At 68.8% G+C, this 13982-nt stretch carries 11 protein-coding genes; 3 read left to right on the forward strand and 8 right to left on the reverse strand.

The features are described from left to right. The first annotated feature begins 309 nt into the window (after positions 1 to 309). The 3 genes from WK25_RS29350 to WK25_RS29360 all read left to right on the forward strand — a co-directional run bounded on the left by WK25_RS29350 (position 310) and on the right by WK25_RS29360 (position 3568). Positions 310 to 924 carry a glycine zipper 2TM domain-containing protein gene (locus WK25_RS29350; RefSeq protein WP_040140876.1) on the forward strand — a complete coding sequence of 205 codons (615 nt, stop codon included), beginning with the start codon at positions 310 to 312 and terminating at the stop codon, positions 922 to 924. Between the two features lie 491 nt (positions 925 to 1415). After that, a complete protein-coding gene (locus WK25_RS29355; RefSeq protein ID WP_069243442.1) occupies positions 1416 to 1922 on the forward strand; it encodes a GNAT family N-acetyltransferase in 507 nt (168 codons plus the stop codon). Between the two features lie 287 nt (positions 1923 to 2209). Continuing rightward, positions 2210 to 3568 carry an aspartate aminotransferase family protein gene (locus WK25_RS29360; RefSeq protein ID WP_069243443.1) on the forward strand — a complete coding sequence of 453 codons (1359 nt, stop codon included), beginning with the start codon at positions 2210 to 2212 and terminating at the stop codon, positions 3566 to 3568. Between the two features lie 116 nt (positions 3569 to 3684). On the opposite strand, the gene WK25_RS29365 is transcribed toward WK25_RS29360, so the two are convergent. The 8 genes from WK25_RS29365 to WK25_RS29400 all read right to left on the reverse strand — a co-directional run bounded on the left by WK25_RS29365 (position 3685) and on the right by WK25_RS29400 (position 13960). Continuing rightward, the gene (locus tag WK25_RS29365) at positions 3685 to 4302 is read right to left on the reverse strand and encodes a PolC-type DNA polymerase III (protein ID WP_069243444.1); all 618 of its coding nucleotides are present in this window, start codon (positions 4300 to 4302) and stop codon (positions 3685 to 3687) included. 205 nt (positions 4303 to 4507) lie between these two features. Then, positions 4508 to 6232: a tannase/feruloyl esterase family alpha/beta hydrolase gene (locus WK25_RS29370; protein ID WP_069243445.1), complete on the reverse strand. Its 1725-nt coding sequence runs from the start codon at positions 6230 to 6232 to the stop codon at positions 4508 to 4510. 33 nt (positions 6233 to 6265) lie between these two features. Further along, positions 6266 to 7414: a porin gene (locus WK25_RS29375; protein ID WP_069243446.1), complete on the reverse strand. Its 1149-nt coding sequence runs from the start codon at positions 7412 to 7414 to the stop codon at positions 6266 to 6268. A gap of 68 nt (positions 7415 to 7482) precedes the next feature. Further along, positions 7483 to 8688 carry a 3-(3-hydroxy-phenyl)propionate transporter MhpT gene (gene mhpT, locus WK25_RS29380; RefSeq protein ID WP_040138905.1) on the reverse strand — a complete coding sequence of 402 codons (1206 nt, stop codon included), beginning with the start codon at positions 8686 to 8688 and terminating at the stop codon, positions 7483 to 7485. A gap of 246 nt (positions 8689 to 8934) precedes the next feature. Then, positions 8935 to 10854 carry a feruloyl-CoA synthase gene (locus tag WK25_RS29385; protein ID WP_040138906.1) on the reverse strand — a complete coding sequence of 640 codons (1920 nt, stop codon included), beginning with the start codon at positions 10852 to 10854 and terminating at the stop codon, positions 8935 to 8937. Further along, on the reverse strand, positions 10851 to 12299 hold the full coding sequence (locus tag WK25_RS29390) for an aldehyde dehydrogenase (RefSeq protein WP_069243447.1): 1449 nt from the start codon (positions 12297 to 12299) through the stop codon (positions 10851 to 10853). Before WK25_RS29390 ends, WK25_RS29385 begins: the two co-directional genes overlap by 4 nt. Positions 12300 to 12370: 71 nt before the next feature. Next, positions 12371 to 13201: a p-hydroxycinnamoyl CoA hydratase/lyase gene (locus tag WK25_RS29395; protein WP_040138908.1), complete on the reverse strand. Its 831-nt coding sequence runs from the start codon at positions 13199 to 13201 to the stop codon at positions 12371 to 12373. Positions 13202 to 13435: 234 nt separating this feature from the next. Continuing rightward, on the reverse strand, positions 13436 to 13960 hold the full coding sequence (locus WK25_RS29400) for a MarR family winged helix-turn-helix transcriptional regulator (protein WP_069243448.1): 525 nt from the start codon (positions 13958 to 13960) through the stop codon (positions 13436 to 13438). Positions 13961 to 13982: the final 22 nt, after the last annotated feature.

Consider the following 13982-nt stretch of genomic DNA (forward strand, 5'->3'; position numbering starts at 1 on the left):
ATTAAATGTCGCGATGCCGTGCATTCGATTCCGCAATGTGCGGCGCGGATGCCCGCGTGGGCGGATGAGGGCGCGGTCGCAGCGGAATCGGCAGAACGGCCGACGTGTGCGTGACGGGCTGCCACCTGCGCAGGCCGCCCGCGCGGCCCACCCCACGCCAATGTGCACACCGATTTGCGCGGCAACAGACTTTACACGTTGTTACCCGGCCGCACCGGACGCGCATCCGCCCTTTCCTTATACTCACGCCGAGTTCGCCACCCGTCCCGGCTTTCGTCGGCGAACACGTTGCCGATGCAGGAAATCACCATGATGCGCATGCCTTCCACGAAGACCGTTCTGTTCGCCTCGCTCGTCGCCGTGGCGGCGCTTCCGCTGACCGCCTGTGTCGCGCCGGGGTACTACGGCGCGCAACCGGGTTATCCGCAGCAGCAGTACGCGACGCCCGGCTACGCGCAACCCGCGTATTCGCAACCCGGCTACGTTCAACCGCAGCAGCCGGCCTATCCGAACCAGGCGCCGCAGTACGACCAGTACGGCAACCCGCAGCCTTACGCCGGCCAGTACGGCAACGGCTACGGCACGCAATACGGCACGGTCGCGAATATCCAGCCGGTGAGCGGCTCGGTCGGTGCGTCGGGGGTCGCGGGCACCGTCGTCGGCGCATTGGTCGGCGGCCTGGTGGGCAACCAGTTCGGCCGCGGCCACGGCCGCGACGCCGCGACCGTGATCGGCGCGCTCGGCGGCGCCGTGGCCGGCAACCAGATCGGCCAGCAAATGGGCGCGGCCCAGCCGCCAAGCAGCTACCGGATCGACGTACGCGTCAGCGACGGCTCGATGCGGTCGTTCGACGTGCAGTCGCCGGGCGACCTGCGTCCGGGCGATCGCGTGCAGATCAACGGCAATCAGCTGTCGCGGTATTAACGCGGCGGGCCGTGCGCCCGACGCGGTCGGGCGCATGACACACCGCGCCGCAGGATCCCGACGCATTGTCCGCACTTCACGCGCGCCGGCGCGACGCCCGGCGCGCATCGCTTCATCTTCGGCTCTCTCGGTCGGCGCCGCATCGCATTCGCGCACGACACCGCACCGTCACTTCCCCGCAGATCGAAATCCCGCCCGAGGACGAGCCTCGCGTGGAGCGCGTCGGCCAACATGCGGCGTTCCGGCTGGCTCGGGTGAGCACGGGTTCGCCACGGCATGCGCAATTTCCGGTCGGCTCGTCACACGCCTGTGTCGCGATTCCCGCCCGCGGCAACGGCCGCCATTCGCGTGCCCGTAACGTGCGCCACGCGCGTCGATGCGGCACGGCGATCGCACAGGCAAACGTACGCGTTTCCCCTTAGCATTGTCGATGCACCGCCGCCGCGCACGCCGCAAATCCGCCTCCCCCGACAAACCCGCGAACCGCACCGATGATCACGATCCGCCTGCTCGATGCCGCCGACGCGGCGCAATTCCGCTCCGTCCGCCTGCACGCGATCGACACGTCGCCGACGTCGTTCCTGCCGACACGCGACGAAGAAGCCGGCATCCCGGTCGAGGAATTCGCGACGCGCATTACGCCCAGCGGCGTGCAGGCCGTATTCGGCGCATTCGACGACGACACGCTCATCGGCATCACCGGCGTGCGCCGCGATACGCGCGCGAAGGTAGCGCACAAGGCATTGATATGGGGCGTGTTCGTCGCCTCCGCATATCGCGGGCGGGGCGTCGCGCAATCGCTGCTCGACGCCGCCACAGCCCACGCAGCGCAAACGTGGAGCTGCACGCAGCTGACGCTGTGCGTAAACGAGATCAACCGCAGCGCGGAGCGGCTATATGCGTCGCAGGGCTTCGTCCGGTTCGGCACGGAACTGCGTGCGCTGTTCGTCGACGGACGCTTCTACGACGAACACCACATGGTCAAGATGCTGGCGTAATGCGCTCGCGCGCACCGCGCCGATCGCACGCGAACGCGTTTCATCACCGCTTGTCGGCGATCGTCACGTTCGTCAGCGTCATCGCACCGACGTTGAACCCGTAGATCGACCACGGCGACGTGACAATCGCCCCGTCCAGCGCGACAAGACGTCCGTCGTCGTATCTTTATGCGCACAAACTTTCTGCATCCCGGCGCGGCCGGCTAGCCCGGATCGACCGCGCGCACGGAATATGACAAGCTCGCGGAGGTTTCACCGGTCCCTTAACCCCGTCACAGGAGCTTCAATTGCAGACCCGCCACGGAGTCGACCTCATCCGCGCTCGCGCACTGTTCGATCGCGAGCGCCACGCGTTCACCGAAGCCATGCCGATCTCCCGCGCGTTGTCCGCGGAAGCGGCGGAGCACCTGCTCTTCGGCGTGCCGTTGCACTGGATGCAAGACTGGTCGACACCGTTTTCGCTGGTCGTGAAAGAAGCGCGCGGCGCGACGTTCACCGACGTCGACGGTCACCGCTACGCAGACTTCTGCCTTGGCGACACCGGCGCGATGTTCGGCCATGCTCCCGAGCCCGTCGCGCGCGCGCTCGCCGAACAGGCGACGCGCGGCTATACGACGATGCTGCCGAGCGAGGACGCCGCATGGGTGTCGCGCGAACTCGCGCGGCGCTTCAAGCTGCCGATCTGGCAATTCGCGCTGAGTGCGAGCGACGCGAACCGCTTCGTGCTGCGCTGGGCACGCGCGGCCACCGGCCGCAACACGATCGTCGTGTTCAACGGCTGCTATCACGGCACGGTCGACGACGTGTTCGTCGACCTCGTCGACGGTCGTCCGGTGCAGCGCGACAGCCTGCTCGGTCAATCCTATGACCTGCTCGCGAACACGCGCGTGATCGAGTTCAACGATCTCGACGCGCTCGAAGCGGCGCTGAAGGTTGGCGACGTCGCGTGCGTGCTCGCCGAGCCGGCGATGACGAACATCGGAATGGTGCTGCCCGAGCCCGGTTTCTGGGACGCCGCGCGCGAGCTGACGCGCCGATACGGCACGCTGCTCGTGATCGACGAAACGCACACGATCAGCAGCGGCCCGGGCGGTTACGCGGCCGCGCACGGCCTCGAGCCGGACGCGCTGGTCGTGGGCAAGCCGATCGCGGGCGGCGTGCCGTGCGCGGTGTACGGGTTTAGCGCCGAATTCGCGAATCGCGCGAAGCAGGCGAAGCTGAACGCGCCGCCCGGCCATTCGGGCATCGGCACGACGCTGACCGCGAACATGCTCGCGATGCATGCAATGCGGGCGACGCTTGCAGAAGTCGCGACCGATGCCGCGTATGCGCACATGTTCGAACTGGCCGCGCGGCTCGCCAGCGGGCTCGAACAGGCAATCGCGAAGCGCGGGCTGCCATGGTGCGTGACGCGCATCGGCGCGCGCACCGAGTTCCAGTTCACGCCGGTACCGCCGCGCAACGGCACGATCGCGGGCGAGCAACTCGACAGCGAGCTCGAGCACATCGTGCATCTGTATCTGCTGAACCGCGGCGTGCTGATCACGCCGTTCCACAACATGATGCTCGTGTGCCCGCAGACGACGACCGACGACGTCGACACGCTCGTCGCGCAGTTCGATGCGTGTATGGGCGAACTGCTGTGACATGATGCGGCGTGCGTTCGAGGTCGCTCACAACGGCCGGCCGAGCGCACGCCTGGCGCCACTTCGGCGGATCCGCCGGATCGACCCGCGCACCGGCCGCACTGCAGGCGCCGGGGTCAGCGCGCGCGTGCGCCCAGCGAACCGAAGAACGTCGCGACCTTCGCCTTGCTCGTCGTCTGCAGGCGCGACATGAGCCCGTGATCGACTTGCGTCAGTCCGTACGTCGCGCCGAGGTCGCGCTGCATCCGGCACCACAGATGGCTCGCAATCTCGGCGTCGACCATCGCGCGGTGAGCGCGGCCCGTCTGCGGCAGGCGCAACATGTCGGCGAGGCTCGACAGCCGGTGGCTGCGCGCATCCGGGTAGACGCGCCGCGCGACGAGCATCGTGCACGCGAACGCATGGTCGGCCGCCATCCCGAGCATCCCGAGTTCGGCCTGCCAGAAGCGCTTGTCGAAACCGGCGTTGTGCGCGACGACCGGATGACTGCCGACGAACGCGGCGGCCTCTTTCATCACCTTCGACACCGGCGGCGCCGACGCGATCATTTCGTTCGTGATGCCGGTAAGCGCGACAACGTCGGACGGAATGCGGCGCCCTGCGTTCATGAGGCTCTGGTAGCGGTCGACGATCTCGCCGTCGCGCAGCAGGATCACGGCGATTTCGGTCGCTCTGTCTCCCATGTTCGGAGAAAGCCCGGTTGTTTCGAAGTCGAGTACCGCTACGGTTTGCATGGTCGAATCGGAGGAAGGAGACATGGTGCTGCACGTCGGTCAGCACATCGCACCGACGAGGACGCGCCATGGTACATCCTGATCCGGCCTTCCCCGGAAAATGACGACGTCATGCGTCGAACGCCGCCGCTTCGCGCACCTGCCCGCCGCCACGGCGAATGGACCGATGCGCGCGCACCTTGGTCCATTCGCGCGTTCCCTTACGTCACCGGCAACTGAAGCTCGCCGCCGAATTCAGGTCGCCCGAGCCGTTGTAGCGCGCGACCTGCGGATACGGACACAGCGGACGCGTGCGCCCCGCGCCCCACGACGCCGGCACGTCCGCGTTCGGCACCGCGTTCGTCGTGTCGCGCGCGGCGGCGACGATCGCCGTGGGCGCCTGGCCCTGCTCGACCCACGCGACGAGCGGCGTCAGCATGTCGAACTGGTCGGTGGCCGGCCCGCCCGAGCAGTGGTTCATCCCCGGCACCGGATAGAAGCGCGCGAAGCTCGATGCATCGCCGCCGTTCGCCTGCGCGAGCCGCGCATACCAGTCGCTCGTGTCGTTGAACGAGAACACCGGATCGCCGGTGCCGTGATAGACGAGCAGCTTCGCACCGCGCGACTTCAGCGCGGACAGGTTCGTCTCGTCGGGCGGCGTCATGAACGACCACGACGATTGCGTGTACGTGCCGTTCGTCGCGAAGATCGCAGGTGCGTCGTTGTCCATGTCGAAGCCGAGCGCGAAGCCGGCGAGATTCGCGAGCGTCGCAGCGGTTTTCGGCGGCGTCATGAACGTGAATGCCATCGCGGCCGGGTCGAGCACGATCGAATTCGACTGCTTCCACGCGGCCCAGCCCGGCCCCGAGATGCCCGGATCGTACGGAAAGCTCGCATAGAGCGCCGTGCCCGCGCTGTTGCGCGCGCCCGCGAATACGTTCTCCAGCGCACCCTTCTGCGCGGTCGTCAGGCACGACCCGGTACGCGTGCCATTCGCGCAGGTGGGAATGTCCGTGTCGACGCTGAAATGCGCCTGGCATGCGGCAACGTCCTGCACCATTCCGTCGGCCACGCCGTCGAGCGCATCGCACTTGTCGAGAATCTTCGCGCCGACGAACTGGCGCTCGGTGTCGGTGAAGCCGCTTCGGATGTCGGGCAGCCCGTTCGTTCCGGTCGCCGACGCGATCTTTGCGAACTGCTGCGCACCGTATATCTCGCCGATCGCCGCCTTCGGCAGGTGAAAGCCCGGGTCGCCTGCGATGATTCCGTCATAGTCGCCCGCGTTGCGCACGGCGGTGACCATCGCATGACGGCCGCCGTTCGAGCAGCCGCCGAAATAGCTGCGATCGGGCGCTTTCCCGTATGCGAGCCGGATCACCTGTTTCGCCATCGGCGTGAGCGCATCGACGGCACCGTAGCCGTAGTCGAGTCGCGCTTGCGGATCGAGGCCGAACAGCGGATTCTGCGCGGCGCTGTGCCCGGCGTCCGAGCTGATCACGGCGAAGCCCTGGTTCAGCGCGTCCGTCAGCGGGCCGCCGCCGCCGATCTCGCCGGTCGCGGTCAAGACGTTGCCGTCGAGCCCGCCGTTCGCCTGATAGAAAAAGCGGCCGTTCCATGCCTTCGGCAAGCGCATCTCGAAGCCGATCGCGTAGGTCTTGCCGTCCACCGCGCTCACGCGCTCGTTCATCTTTCCCTGCACCACGCAATGCTCGGCGATCGGCTTGCCGGCCACCTTCAGCGCACCGGCGGCCGCGGTCGTCACCGACGTGAACGACGTGTTCGCATACGCGAGCTTCGCCGCGAGCGCGTCGCAGGTCTGCGCCATCGCGGCCGGCGTCGCGGCGCTCAGGTGCGCCGGTGCGGAGCTGACCGAATCGTCGCCGCCGCAACCTGCAAGCATCGCGGCGGCCGACAACGGCGCGATATACAGGAATGCAGATTTTCTGTTCACGATATCTCCCGTTCAGTTCGTCACGCCGATGAATCAGAACATGTGCCGCACGCCGACCATCGCGCCGAGCTGACCCATCCCCGCGCCGGGCGTCGTGCCAGGGCCGCCGCCGCTGACCGAGTAGCGTGCATGCGCGCTGTTCCACAGATACGACGACTGCGCGTAGACGGCCGTACGCTTGCTCAACAAATAGGTCGCGCGCAGCGTGGCCATCGTGCCGCGCGTGTCGTGCGCGCTGTTGACGATCCGGTAGCCTTCGCCGTCGACGATGAAGTCGGGCTTCACCGCATACGACGCGCCGACGAAGAACAGATCCGAATGCGCGCCGGGCGCCGCCGGCGAACCGGTCGACACGCGCCGCCCGATCCAGCCCGCGCCGATCCGCGCGCCGGCCGCCTGCGCATACGCGCTCACGTGCGTGCGCGTGTCCTTGCCGCCGCTGCTCGTGAAGGGGGCGGGCGCCACGCCGTCGAAGAAGTTGGCGGCCGCACCGGTGCCGCCACGCTGTTCCTCGTACGACGCCGCCGCGCCGAAATACGCGCTGTCGTACTTGAGCATCACCGACCAGTTCCGGCATTGCACCGCGTCGCCAGGCACCTGTCCCGCGCACGTCCCCTGCCCCGGCGAGTTGCCGGTACCCGCACCGTCGCGGCCGAACGAATACGCGGCGCCGAGCGTCACGCCGCGATACGTGCCGACGTAAGTCACCGCGTTGTCGGCGCGGCCGTTCGGCACGTATGCGTCGAACGAGCCGAGCCCGTAGATGTCGGGGCCGATGATGTCCGCGCCCTGCAGCGCGAGGTACGTCATCGTGTACTGGCGGCCGAACGCAAGCGTGCCGAAGCTGCTCTTCAGCCCGACGAACGCCTGCCGCCCGAACAGCCGGCCGCCCTGGCCCAAATCGCCGCCGCGCACGTTGAAGCCGCTTTCGAGCGTGAACACCGCCTGGTAGCCGCCGCCGAGATCTTCGGTGCCGCGCAGCCCCCAGCGCGACGGCAGTTCGCCCGTCACGCCCGGCATCCGCACGACGTGATCGCCGGCCGCGTTGGCGTGCGACACGAACTCGACGCCCGTATCGATGATCCCGTACAGCGTCACGCTCGACTGCGCGTGCGCACCCGGTGCGGCAAGCGCGCAGCACGCGCCGGCGGCCAGCAGGCCGTTCCTTGTCTTCGTCTTCATTTCGTTGCGTCTCCAGACCGTGATGAATTGCGCGCTCTGACGGCGCGCATTGAAAAAAGCGAAACGTTTCAGTCGTCCGCGTGCGGGCGGCGGATCAGCACGAATGCAGCGAAGGCCGCGACGAGCGTGACGGGAATGCTCGCGCCGATCACGACGGGCGCGCTGCGGCCAGCGGCGAGCAGCGTCGCGGCCGCGAGCGGCCCGACGACGGAGCCGAGCCGGCCGACGGCGACCGCCGCGCCGACGCCGGTGCCGCGCATCGCGGTCGGGTAGTAGATCGCCGCGAGCGCATACAGCACCGACTGTCCGCCGACGACGAACATCCCGGCCGCGAACGCGGCCACCGCGAGCGATGCGAAACCGGGCGCGGCGGCGAGCGCGGCAAGCGACAGCACGATCCCGACATACATGCCGCCGACCACGCGCGACGCGCGCATCCGGTCGAGCGCCGCGCCGATGCCGAGCGCGCCGAGCCCCGCGCCGACGTTGAACGCGATCTGAACGAGGCCGACGTGCGCGCGATCGAGCCCGCGCGCGGCCATCAGCGACGGCAGCCAGTTCAGCAGGAAGTACAGGACGATCAGCGTGCAGAAGTAGCTGACCCAAAGCGCGACCGTCGACGTCGTGCGGCCGTCGCCGAACAGCGTGCGTGCGACGCTGGTGCGCGCGGCCTGCGTGCCGGCGACGTCGAGATACGCGCGCGATTCCGGCAGGAACCACACCAGCAGCGGCACGAGCAGCAGCGGCCCCACGCCGCCGACGTAGAAAATGTGCCGCCATTCGGTGTCGCCGGCGAGCAGCACGCCGATAAGCGACGCGATCACGCCGCCGAACGGAATGCCGCAGTACATCGTCGCCACCGCGCTGCTGCGCGAGCGCGGCTCGACCGCTTCGGACGACAGCGCGATCAGGTTCGGCATCGCACCGCCGAGGCCGATGCCGGTCAGCACGCGGACGACGACGAGCATCGCGAATGTCGAGACCTGCGCGGTCGCGATCGACAGCAGCCCGAACAGCACGACCGACGCGATCAGCACGCGCTTGCGGCCGATCCGGTCGGCGAGCCGGCCGCCGAGCATCGCGCCCGGCAGCAGCCCGAACGTGCCCGCGCTGAACGCGATGCCCATCTGCGACACCGACAGTCCGAATTCGCGCGCCATCCGCGGCGCGGCGACACCGACCGACTGCAGGTCGAGCCCTTCGAGGAGTGCGATCGCGAAACACAGTGCGAGCGTGGTCGCGACCGTGGGTTTTTCGGCAACGTAAGTGTTCATGCTGTCTCCAGATCCTATGTCTTGTCTTGTAGTCGGCCGGCCTTGCAACGGCCGCCGCGCGCCGCCGCCGGCCAGTGGCGGGCCGGCGCGCGAGGGGTCGCATGAATGGCTGCATTTATCAGGCAACCTGATTCACTGGCCGCAGGAATGCCCGCCGGTGTCGTGGCCGGCCGGTCGTTGTGCCCGCTGGTTGCTGCTCGTTGCTGCTCGTTGCGGCCCGTTGCCGCGTGCTGCCCGTTACGCGTTTCAGCCCGTGCGCGCCGCTTGCGCGTAGATCGCGTCGGGATCGCGCCGCGTCGGGTCGTACAGCGCATCGATCGTCGCCGCGCGATGCTTCTGCACGGCGGCCTGGTTCAGCGAACCCTTGTCGGTCACTTCGCCGAGATCGAGCGACGGCGGCGTGTCGATCAGCCGGATCCGCGCGACGAACGTCGAACCGCCGCTCGCGTTCCGGTTCAGCGCAGCGAGCCATGCCGCAAACGCCGCGCGCACGGCCGGCGCGCGCAGCACGTCGGTCACCGATGCATCGGCGGGAAGCCCGGCCAGTGCACGGCATGCATCGACGCGCGGAAACACCAGCAAGCCGATGTCGTCGCGATTGATCCCGGTGACGACCACGTCCTGCACGTATGGCGCACCGCTCGACACCGCATTCGCGCGCAGCGGCCCGACGCTGACGAACGTGCCGCTGCTCAGCTTGAAGTCCTCGGTCAGCCGCCCGTCGAACATCAGCCCGAGTTCCGGCCGCGCCGGATCGGCAAAGACCCCCGCATCGCCGCTGCGGTAGTAGCCTTCTTCGTCGAACACGTCGCGCGGATCGACGTCCGCGTGCCAGTAGCCGCGCATCACGTTCGGCCCCTTGAAGCGCAGTTCGTGCTTGCCGCCGCACGGCACGAGCTTCGCATCGCAGCCGGGCGCGGGCAGCCCGATGTAGCCGGCGCGCATCAGCGGCCCCGTCGTGAACAGGCACGACGGCGACGCCTCGGTCATCCCGAGGCCGGCCATGATGCGGATCCGCTCGCCGCAATGCGCTTCGGTCACGCGGTCGAGCCGGTCCCATGCGGCCTGCGACAGCCCCGCTCCGCCGAAGAAATACAGCTTCACGCGCGAGAAGAACGTGTCGCGCAGCGCGGCGTCGCGCTCGAGCGCGGCGGTCAGTTCCTCCCAGCCCTTCGGCACGTTGAAGTAGATCGTCGGCGCGATCTCGCGCAGGTTGCGCACGGTTTCGTCGAAGCGGCCCGGCATCGGGCGGCCGTCGTCGATATACAGCGTGCCGCCGTTGTACAGCGCGATGCCGAGGTTGTGACTGCCGCCGAACGTGTGGTTCCACGGCAGCCAGTCGACCAGCACCGGCGGTTCGCGCGTGAGCTCGGGCATCGTCTGGCGCAGCATCTGCTGGTTGCTGCACAGCATCCGGTGCGTGGTCGGCACCGCCTTCGGCTGCTTGGTGGAACCCGACGTGAACAAGATCTTCGCGAGATCATCGGGACCCACCGCGGCGTGGATCGCGTCGATCGTGCGCGGAGCGGTGCCGAGCAGCCGCGACAGCGGCACCGCGCGGCCGTCGGCATCGGCGTCGGCGTCGCGCGCGACGATCAGCGCCGCATCGGCCGGCAGCGTCGCGTCGAGTGCGCGCGCGAACGGCGCGCGCTCGGCGACGAATACGGCACCCGGCCGCAGCACGGCGAGCGTGTGGCGCAGCTTGCCGAAGTCGGCCGACACCAGCGAATACGCGGGCGAGATCGGCGAGTACGGCACGCCCGCCAGCATCGCCGCGAACATCAGCTGCAAATGCTCGAGATCGTTGCCGGACAGCACCGCGAGCGGACGCTCGGCCGACAGCCCGAGATCGACGAGCCCCTGGCCGAGCGCGCGGGCGCGTTCGAGCATCTGCGCGTACGTGATCTCGATCCAGTGGCCGTCCGCACCGCGCCGCGCGGCGAGCACACGGTCCGGATGGGCTTGCGCGCCGCGCACGAGACAGTCGGTGATGCGCGTCGGGTAATCGCCGAGCGGCTCGCGCGAGCGCAGGTACCAGGTGCCGTCGGCCGTGCGGCGAATCTCGGCCGCGCCGACCGCGACGTCGGCCGCGCGGTAGCGCACGCGGCCCGTGTCGTTCACCGGGCTGCTCGCGGGCGTCGCAACATTCATCGTCGGCTCGCTCATATCGGGTAGTGCCGCGGCGTGGTCTGCACGGTGATCCAGCGCAGCTCGGTGAATTCCGCGATCGACGCGCGGCTGCCGAAGCGGCCGTAGCCGCTCGCTTTCGTGCCGCCGAACGGCATCTGCGCTTCGTCGTGCACGGTCGGCCCGTTGACGTGGCAGATCCCCGATTCGATCCGGCGCGCGACCGCCATCGCACGCGCGATGTCGCGGCTGAACACGCTCGCCGACAATCCGAACTCGCTGTCGTTCGCAAGCGCGACCGCTTCGTCGTCGCTGTCCGCGCGCAGGATCGCGACGACCGGCGCGAACGACTCCTCGCGATAGAGCCGCATGTCGCGCGTGACGCCGTCGACGATCGACGGCTGCATCGTCGCGCCCTCCACTCGGCAGCCGAGCGGCAGTCGCGCGCCGTGCGCACGCGCATCGTCGACCAGCGACGCGGCGCGCGCGGCCGCCGCCGCATCGACCATCGTGCCGAGTGCGTGACCGGCCTGCGGATCGCCGGCAACGAGCGTGCGGGCCTTTGCCGTCAGCCGTTCGACGAGCGCGTCGGCAATCGGCCGCGCGGCGATCACGCGCTCGGTCGACATGCAGATCTGCCCCTGGTTGAAGAACGCACCGAAGGCGATCGCGTCAACGGCCGCCTCGAGGTCGGCATCGTCGAGCACCAGCACCGGCGCCTTGCCGCCGAGTTCGAGGAGCACGGGCTTCAGGTGCGCGGCCGCGTGGCGCGCGATGATGCGGCCGACGTGGGTCGAGCCGGTGAAGTTGATGCGCTTCACGTGCGGATGCGCGATCATCCGCTCGACGAGTTCGGGTGCATCGGCGGCCGCGTGCGTGATCACGTTCACCACGCCGCCGCCGAGCCCGGCTTCGTCAAGCACCGCGCCGATCAGCGTATGCACGCCGGGGCATGCCTCGGATGCCTTCAACACGACCGTATTGCCGCACGCGAGCGGCATCGCGAGCGCACGCGTGCCGAGAATCACCGGCGCGTTCCACGGCGCGATGCCGAGCACCACGCCGCACGGCACGCGCATCGCGAGCGCGAGATTGCCCGGTACGTCCGACGGGATCACGTCGCCGTCGATCTGCGTCGTCATCGACGCGGCCTCGCGCAGCATGTTGGCCGCGAGCGTCACGTTGAAGCCGAGCCAGCCTGGCGTCGCGCCCGTTTCGGCGACGCCGGCCGCGATGAATTCGTCGATGCGCGCGTCCATCAGGTCCGCCGCCTTCAGCAGCCGGCGGCGCTGCTCGGTCGGCGCGAGCGCCGCCCACGCGGGGAATGCGCGCTGCGCGGCGTCGATTGCCGCGTCGGCGTCGGCAATGCCGGCCGCCGGCGCGCGCGACGCAAGCGCGCCCGTCGCGGGGTTGAAGCGGTCGAAGGTGCGGCCGTCACGGGCGGTACACCACTCGCCGCCGATCAGCATCCGTCTGTCGGTCATGTCGTCTCCTGCCTTGCCTGTCTCTTCCGGTTACGCCGGCGGTTGCGCCGGCGGCTGCGTCGGCGCTTGTATCAGCGCTTGTATGCCTGCAGGCCCGGCTTGATCGTCTTGTCGTCGAGGAACTGCTTCAGCCCCTGTTCGCGGCCGCGTTCCGGATCGCGCAGCTGCGCCTGATCGAGCTTCGCATACAGGTAGTCCTCGCACTGCTCCCACGTGAGCTCGCGCGAACGCTTGAAGCCGTGTTTCGCCGCGCGCAGCACGACCGGGTTCTTGTCCATCAGCCGCGCCGCGAGCGCGATCGTCGCGTCGCGCAGCCCGGCGAGCGGCACGCTGCTGTTCACAAGGCCCATCTCCGCCGCTTCTACGCCGGTGAACGTGTCGCCGGTCATGATGTAGTGCAGCGCGCGGCGGTGCCCGACCGTGTCCGCCATCGCCTTGCTCACGAGGTTGCCGGGCGGGATGCCCCAGTTGATCTCCGACAGCCCGAACACCGCTTCATCCGCGGCGATCGCGAGGTCGCACGCGACGAGCGGCGAGAACCCGCCGCCGAAGCACCAGCCGTTCACCATCGCGATCGTCGGCTTGTTGTACATCCGCAGCCGGCGCCACTGCCATTCCGACGCGTCGCGGCGCACCTTCTCCTGCAGCGCGTCGGAGCCGCCGTCGATTTCGCGGAAATACTCCTTCAGATCCATGCCGGCCGTCCACGCGGCGCCGGCGCCCGTCAGCACCAGCACCTTGGCCTCGTCGTCGAACTCGATCGCGTCGAGCACCTGCAGCATTTCCTGGTTCAGCGTCGGGCTCATCGCATTGCGTTTCTCCGGGCGGTTCAACGTGACCCACGCGATGCCGGCCTCCACTTTCACTTCAACGGTCTGCCAGCGGTTGTCGTACTTGCTCATGTCTGTTCCTGTCGTTCGTTCCTGTGCGATTCGGTGCGCAGCATCCCTGCTGCGGACGACTTCATTTAATATCAGGCTACCTGATATTGCAAGCGGCATGAGCGCCGGTGTTAACCCGAAGCGGAAAGCGACGAAATCAGGGAACGGTCAGGCGGCCGGCGGCAACGCGCACACGGCGAAAGCGGGCCGCGCGGGCCCGCGTCATGCGGGTTCGGAAGCGATCGGCGGCGGGGATCAGCCGCGCAGGTTGCGCGAGAACAGTTCGAGCGCGCGTTGCACGTGCGCGGCATCGTCGGCGGAGATGTCGCCGAGCATGCGCGCCTCGAGCGGGCGCAGCACGGCCTCGCATTCGCGCAGCATCGCCGCGCCTGCGTCGGTCAGCTTCAGCAGGATGATGCGGCCGTGCGACGGGTCGGCCTCGCGCGTGACGAAGCCGCGGGCGGCCATCACGCTCATTACCTCGTTCGCCGATTGCGGCGTGATCCACGAGCGCTCGGCGAGCTGTGCGTTCGACGATGCGCCGCGCGCCTCGAGCACCGACAGCGCCGTGTATTGCGCGAGCGTGATGCCGAGCGGTGCGAGCGCGTCGGTCATGTGACGGCGCAGCAGCCGGTCGAGGCCGCCGATCACGTAGGTCAGGCGCTGTTGCACGCGCGCCTTCGGCTTGTCGCCGGGCGCGCGGTCGGCCGTCGCGGCGTCCGTCGGGGTGTGCTTTACCGCGCGCTTCGGGATAGCGGGCTTGGTCGTTGCGGAACTCATGGTGCTGGCGGGATGGAATTGC

This window comes from Burkholderia latens, assembly GCF_001718795.1.
GTDB classification, from domain to species: Bacteria; Pseudomonadota; Gammaproteobacteria; order Burkholderiales; family Burkholderiaceae; genus Burkholderia; species Burkholderia latens_A.

Coding starts and splice junctions, on each gene's coding strand:
- WK25_RS29375 (WP_069243446.1), bottom strand. CDS start 7,414: ATGAAGACGAAGACAAGGAACGGCCTGCTGGCCGCCGGCGCGTGCTGC.
- mhpT (WP_040138905.1), bottom strand. CDS start 8,688: ATGAACACTTACGTTGCCGAAAAACCCACGGTCGCGACCACGCTCGCA.
- WK25_RS29365 (WP_069243444.1), bottom strand. CDS start 4,302: ATGCAAACCGTAGCGGTACTCGACTTCGAAACAACCGGGCTTTCTCCG.
- WK25_RS29400 (WP_069243448.1), bottom strand. CDS start 13,960: ATGAGTTCCGCAACGACCAAGCCCGCTATCCCGAAGCGCGCGGTAAAG.
- WK25_RS29385 (WP_040138906.1), bottom strand. CDS start 10,854: ATGAGCGAGCCGACGATGAATGTTGCGACGCCCGCGAGCAGCCCGGTG.
- WK25_RS29350 (WP_040140876.1), top strand. CDS start 310: ATGATGCGCATGCCTTCCACGAAGACCGTTCTGTTCGCCTCGCTCGTC.
- WK25_RS29395 (WP_040138908.1), bottom strand. CDS start 13,201: ATGAGCAAGTACGACAACCGCTGGCAGACCGTTGAAGTGAAAGTGGAG.
- WK25_RS29355 (WP_069243442.1), top strand. CDS start 1,416: ATGATCACGATCCGCCTGCTCGATGCCGCCGACGCGGCGCAATTCCGC.
- WK25_RS29390 (WP_069243447.1), bottom strand. CDS start 12,299: ATGACCGACAGACGGATGCTGATCGGCGGCGAGTGGTGTACCGCCCGT.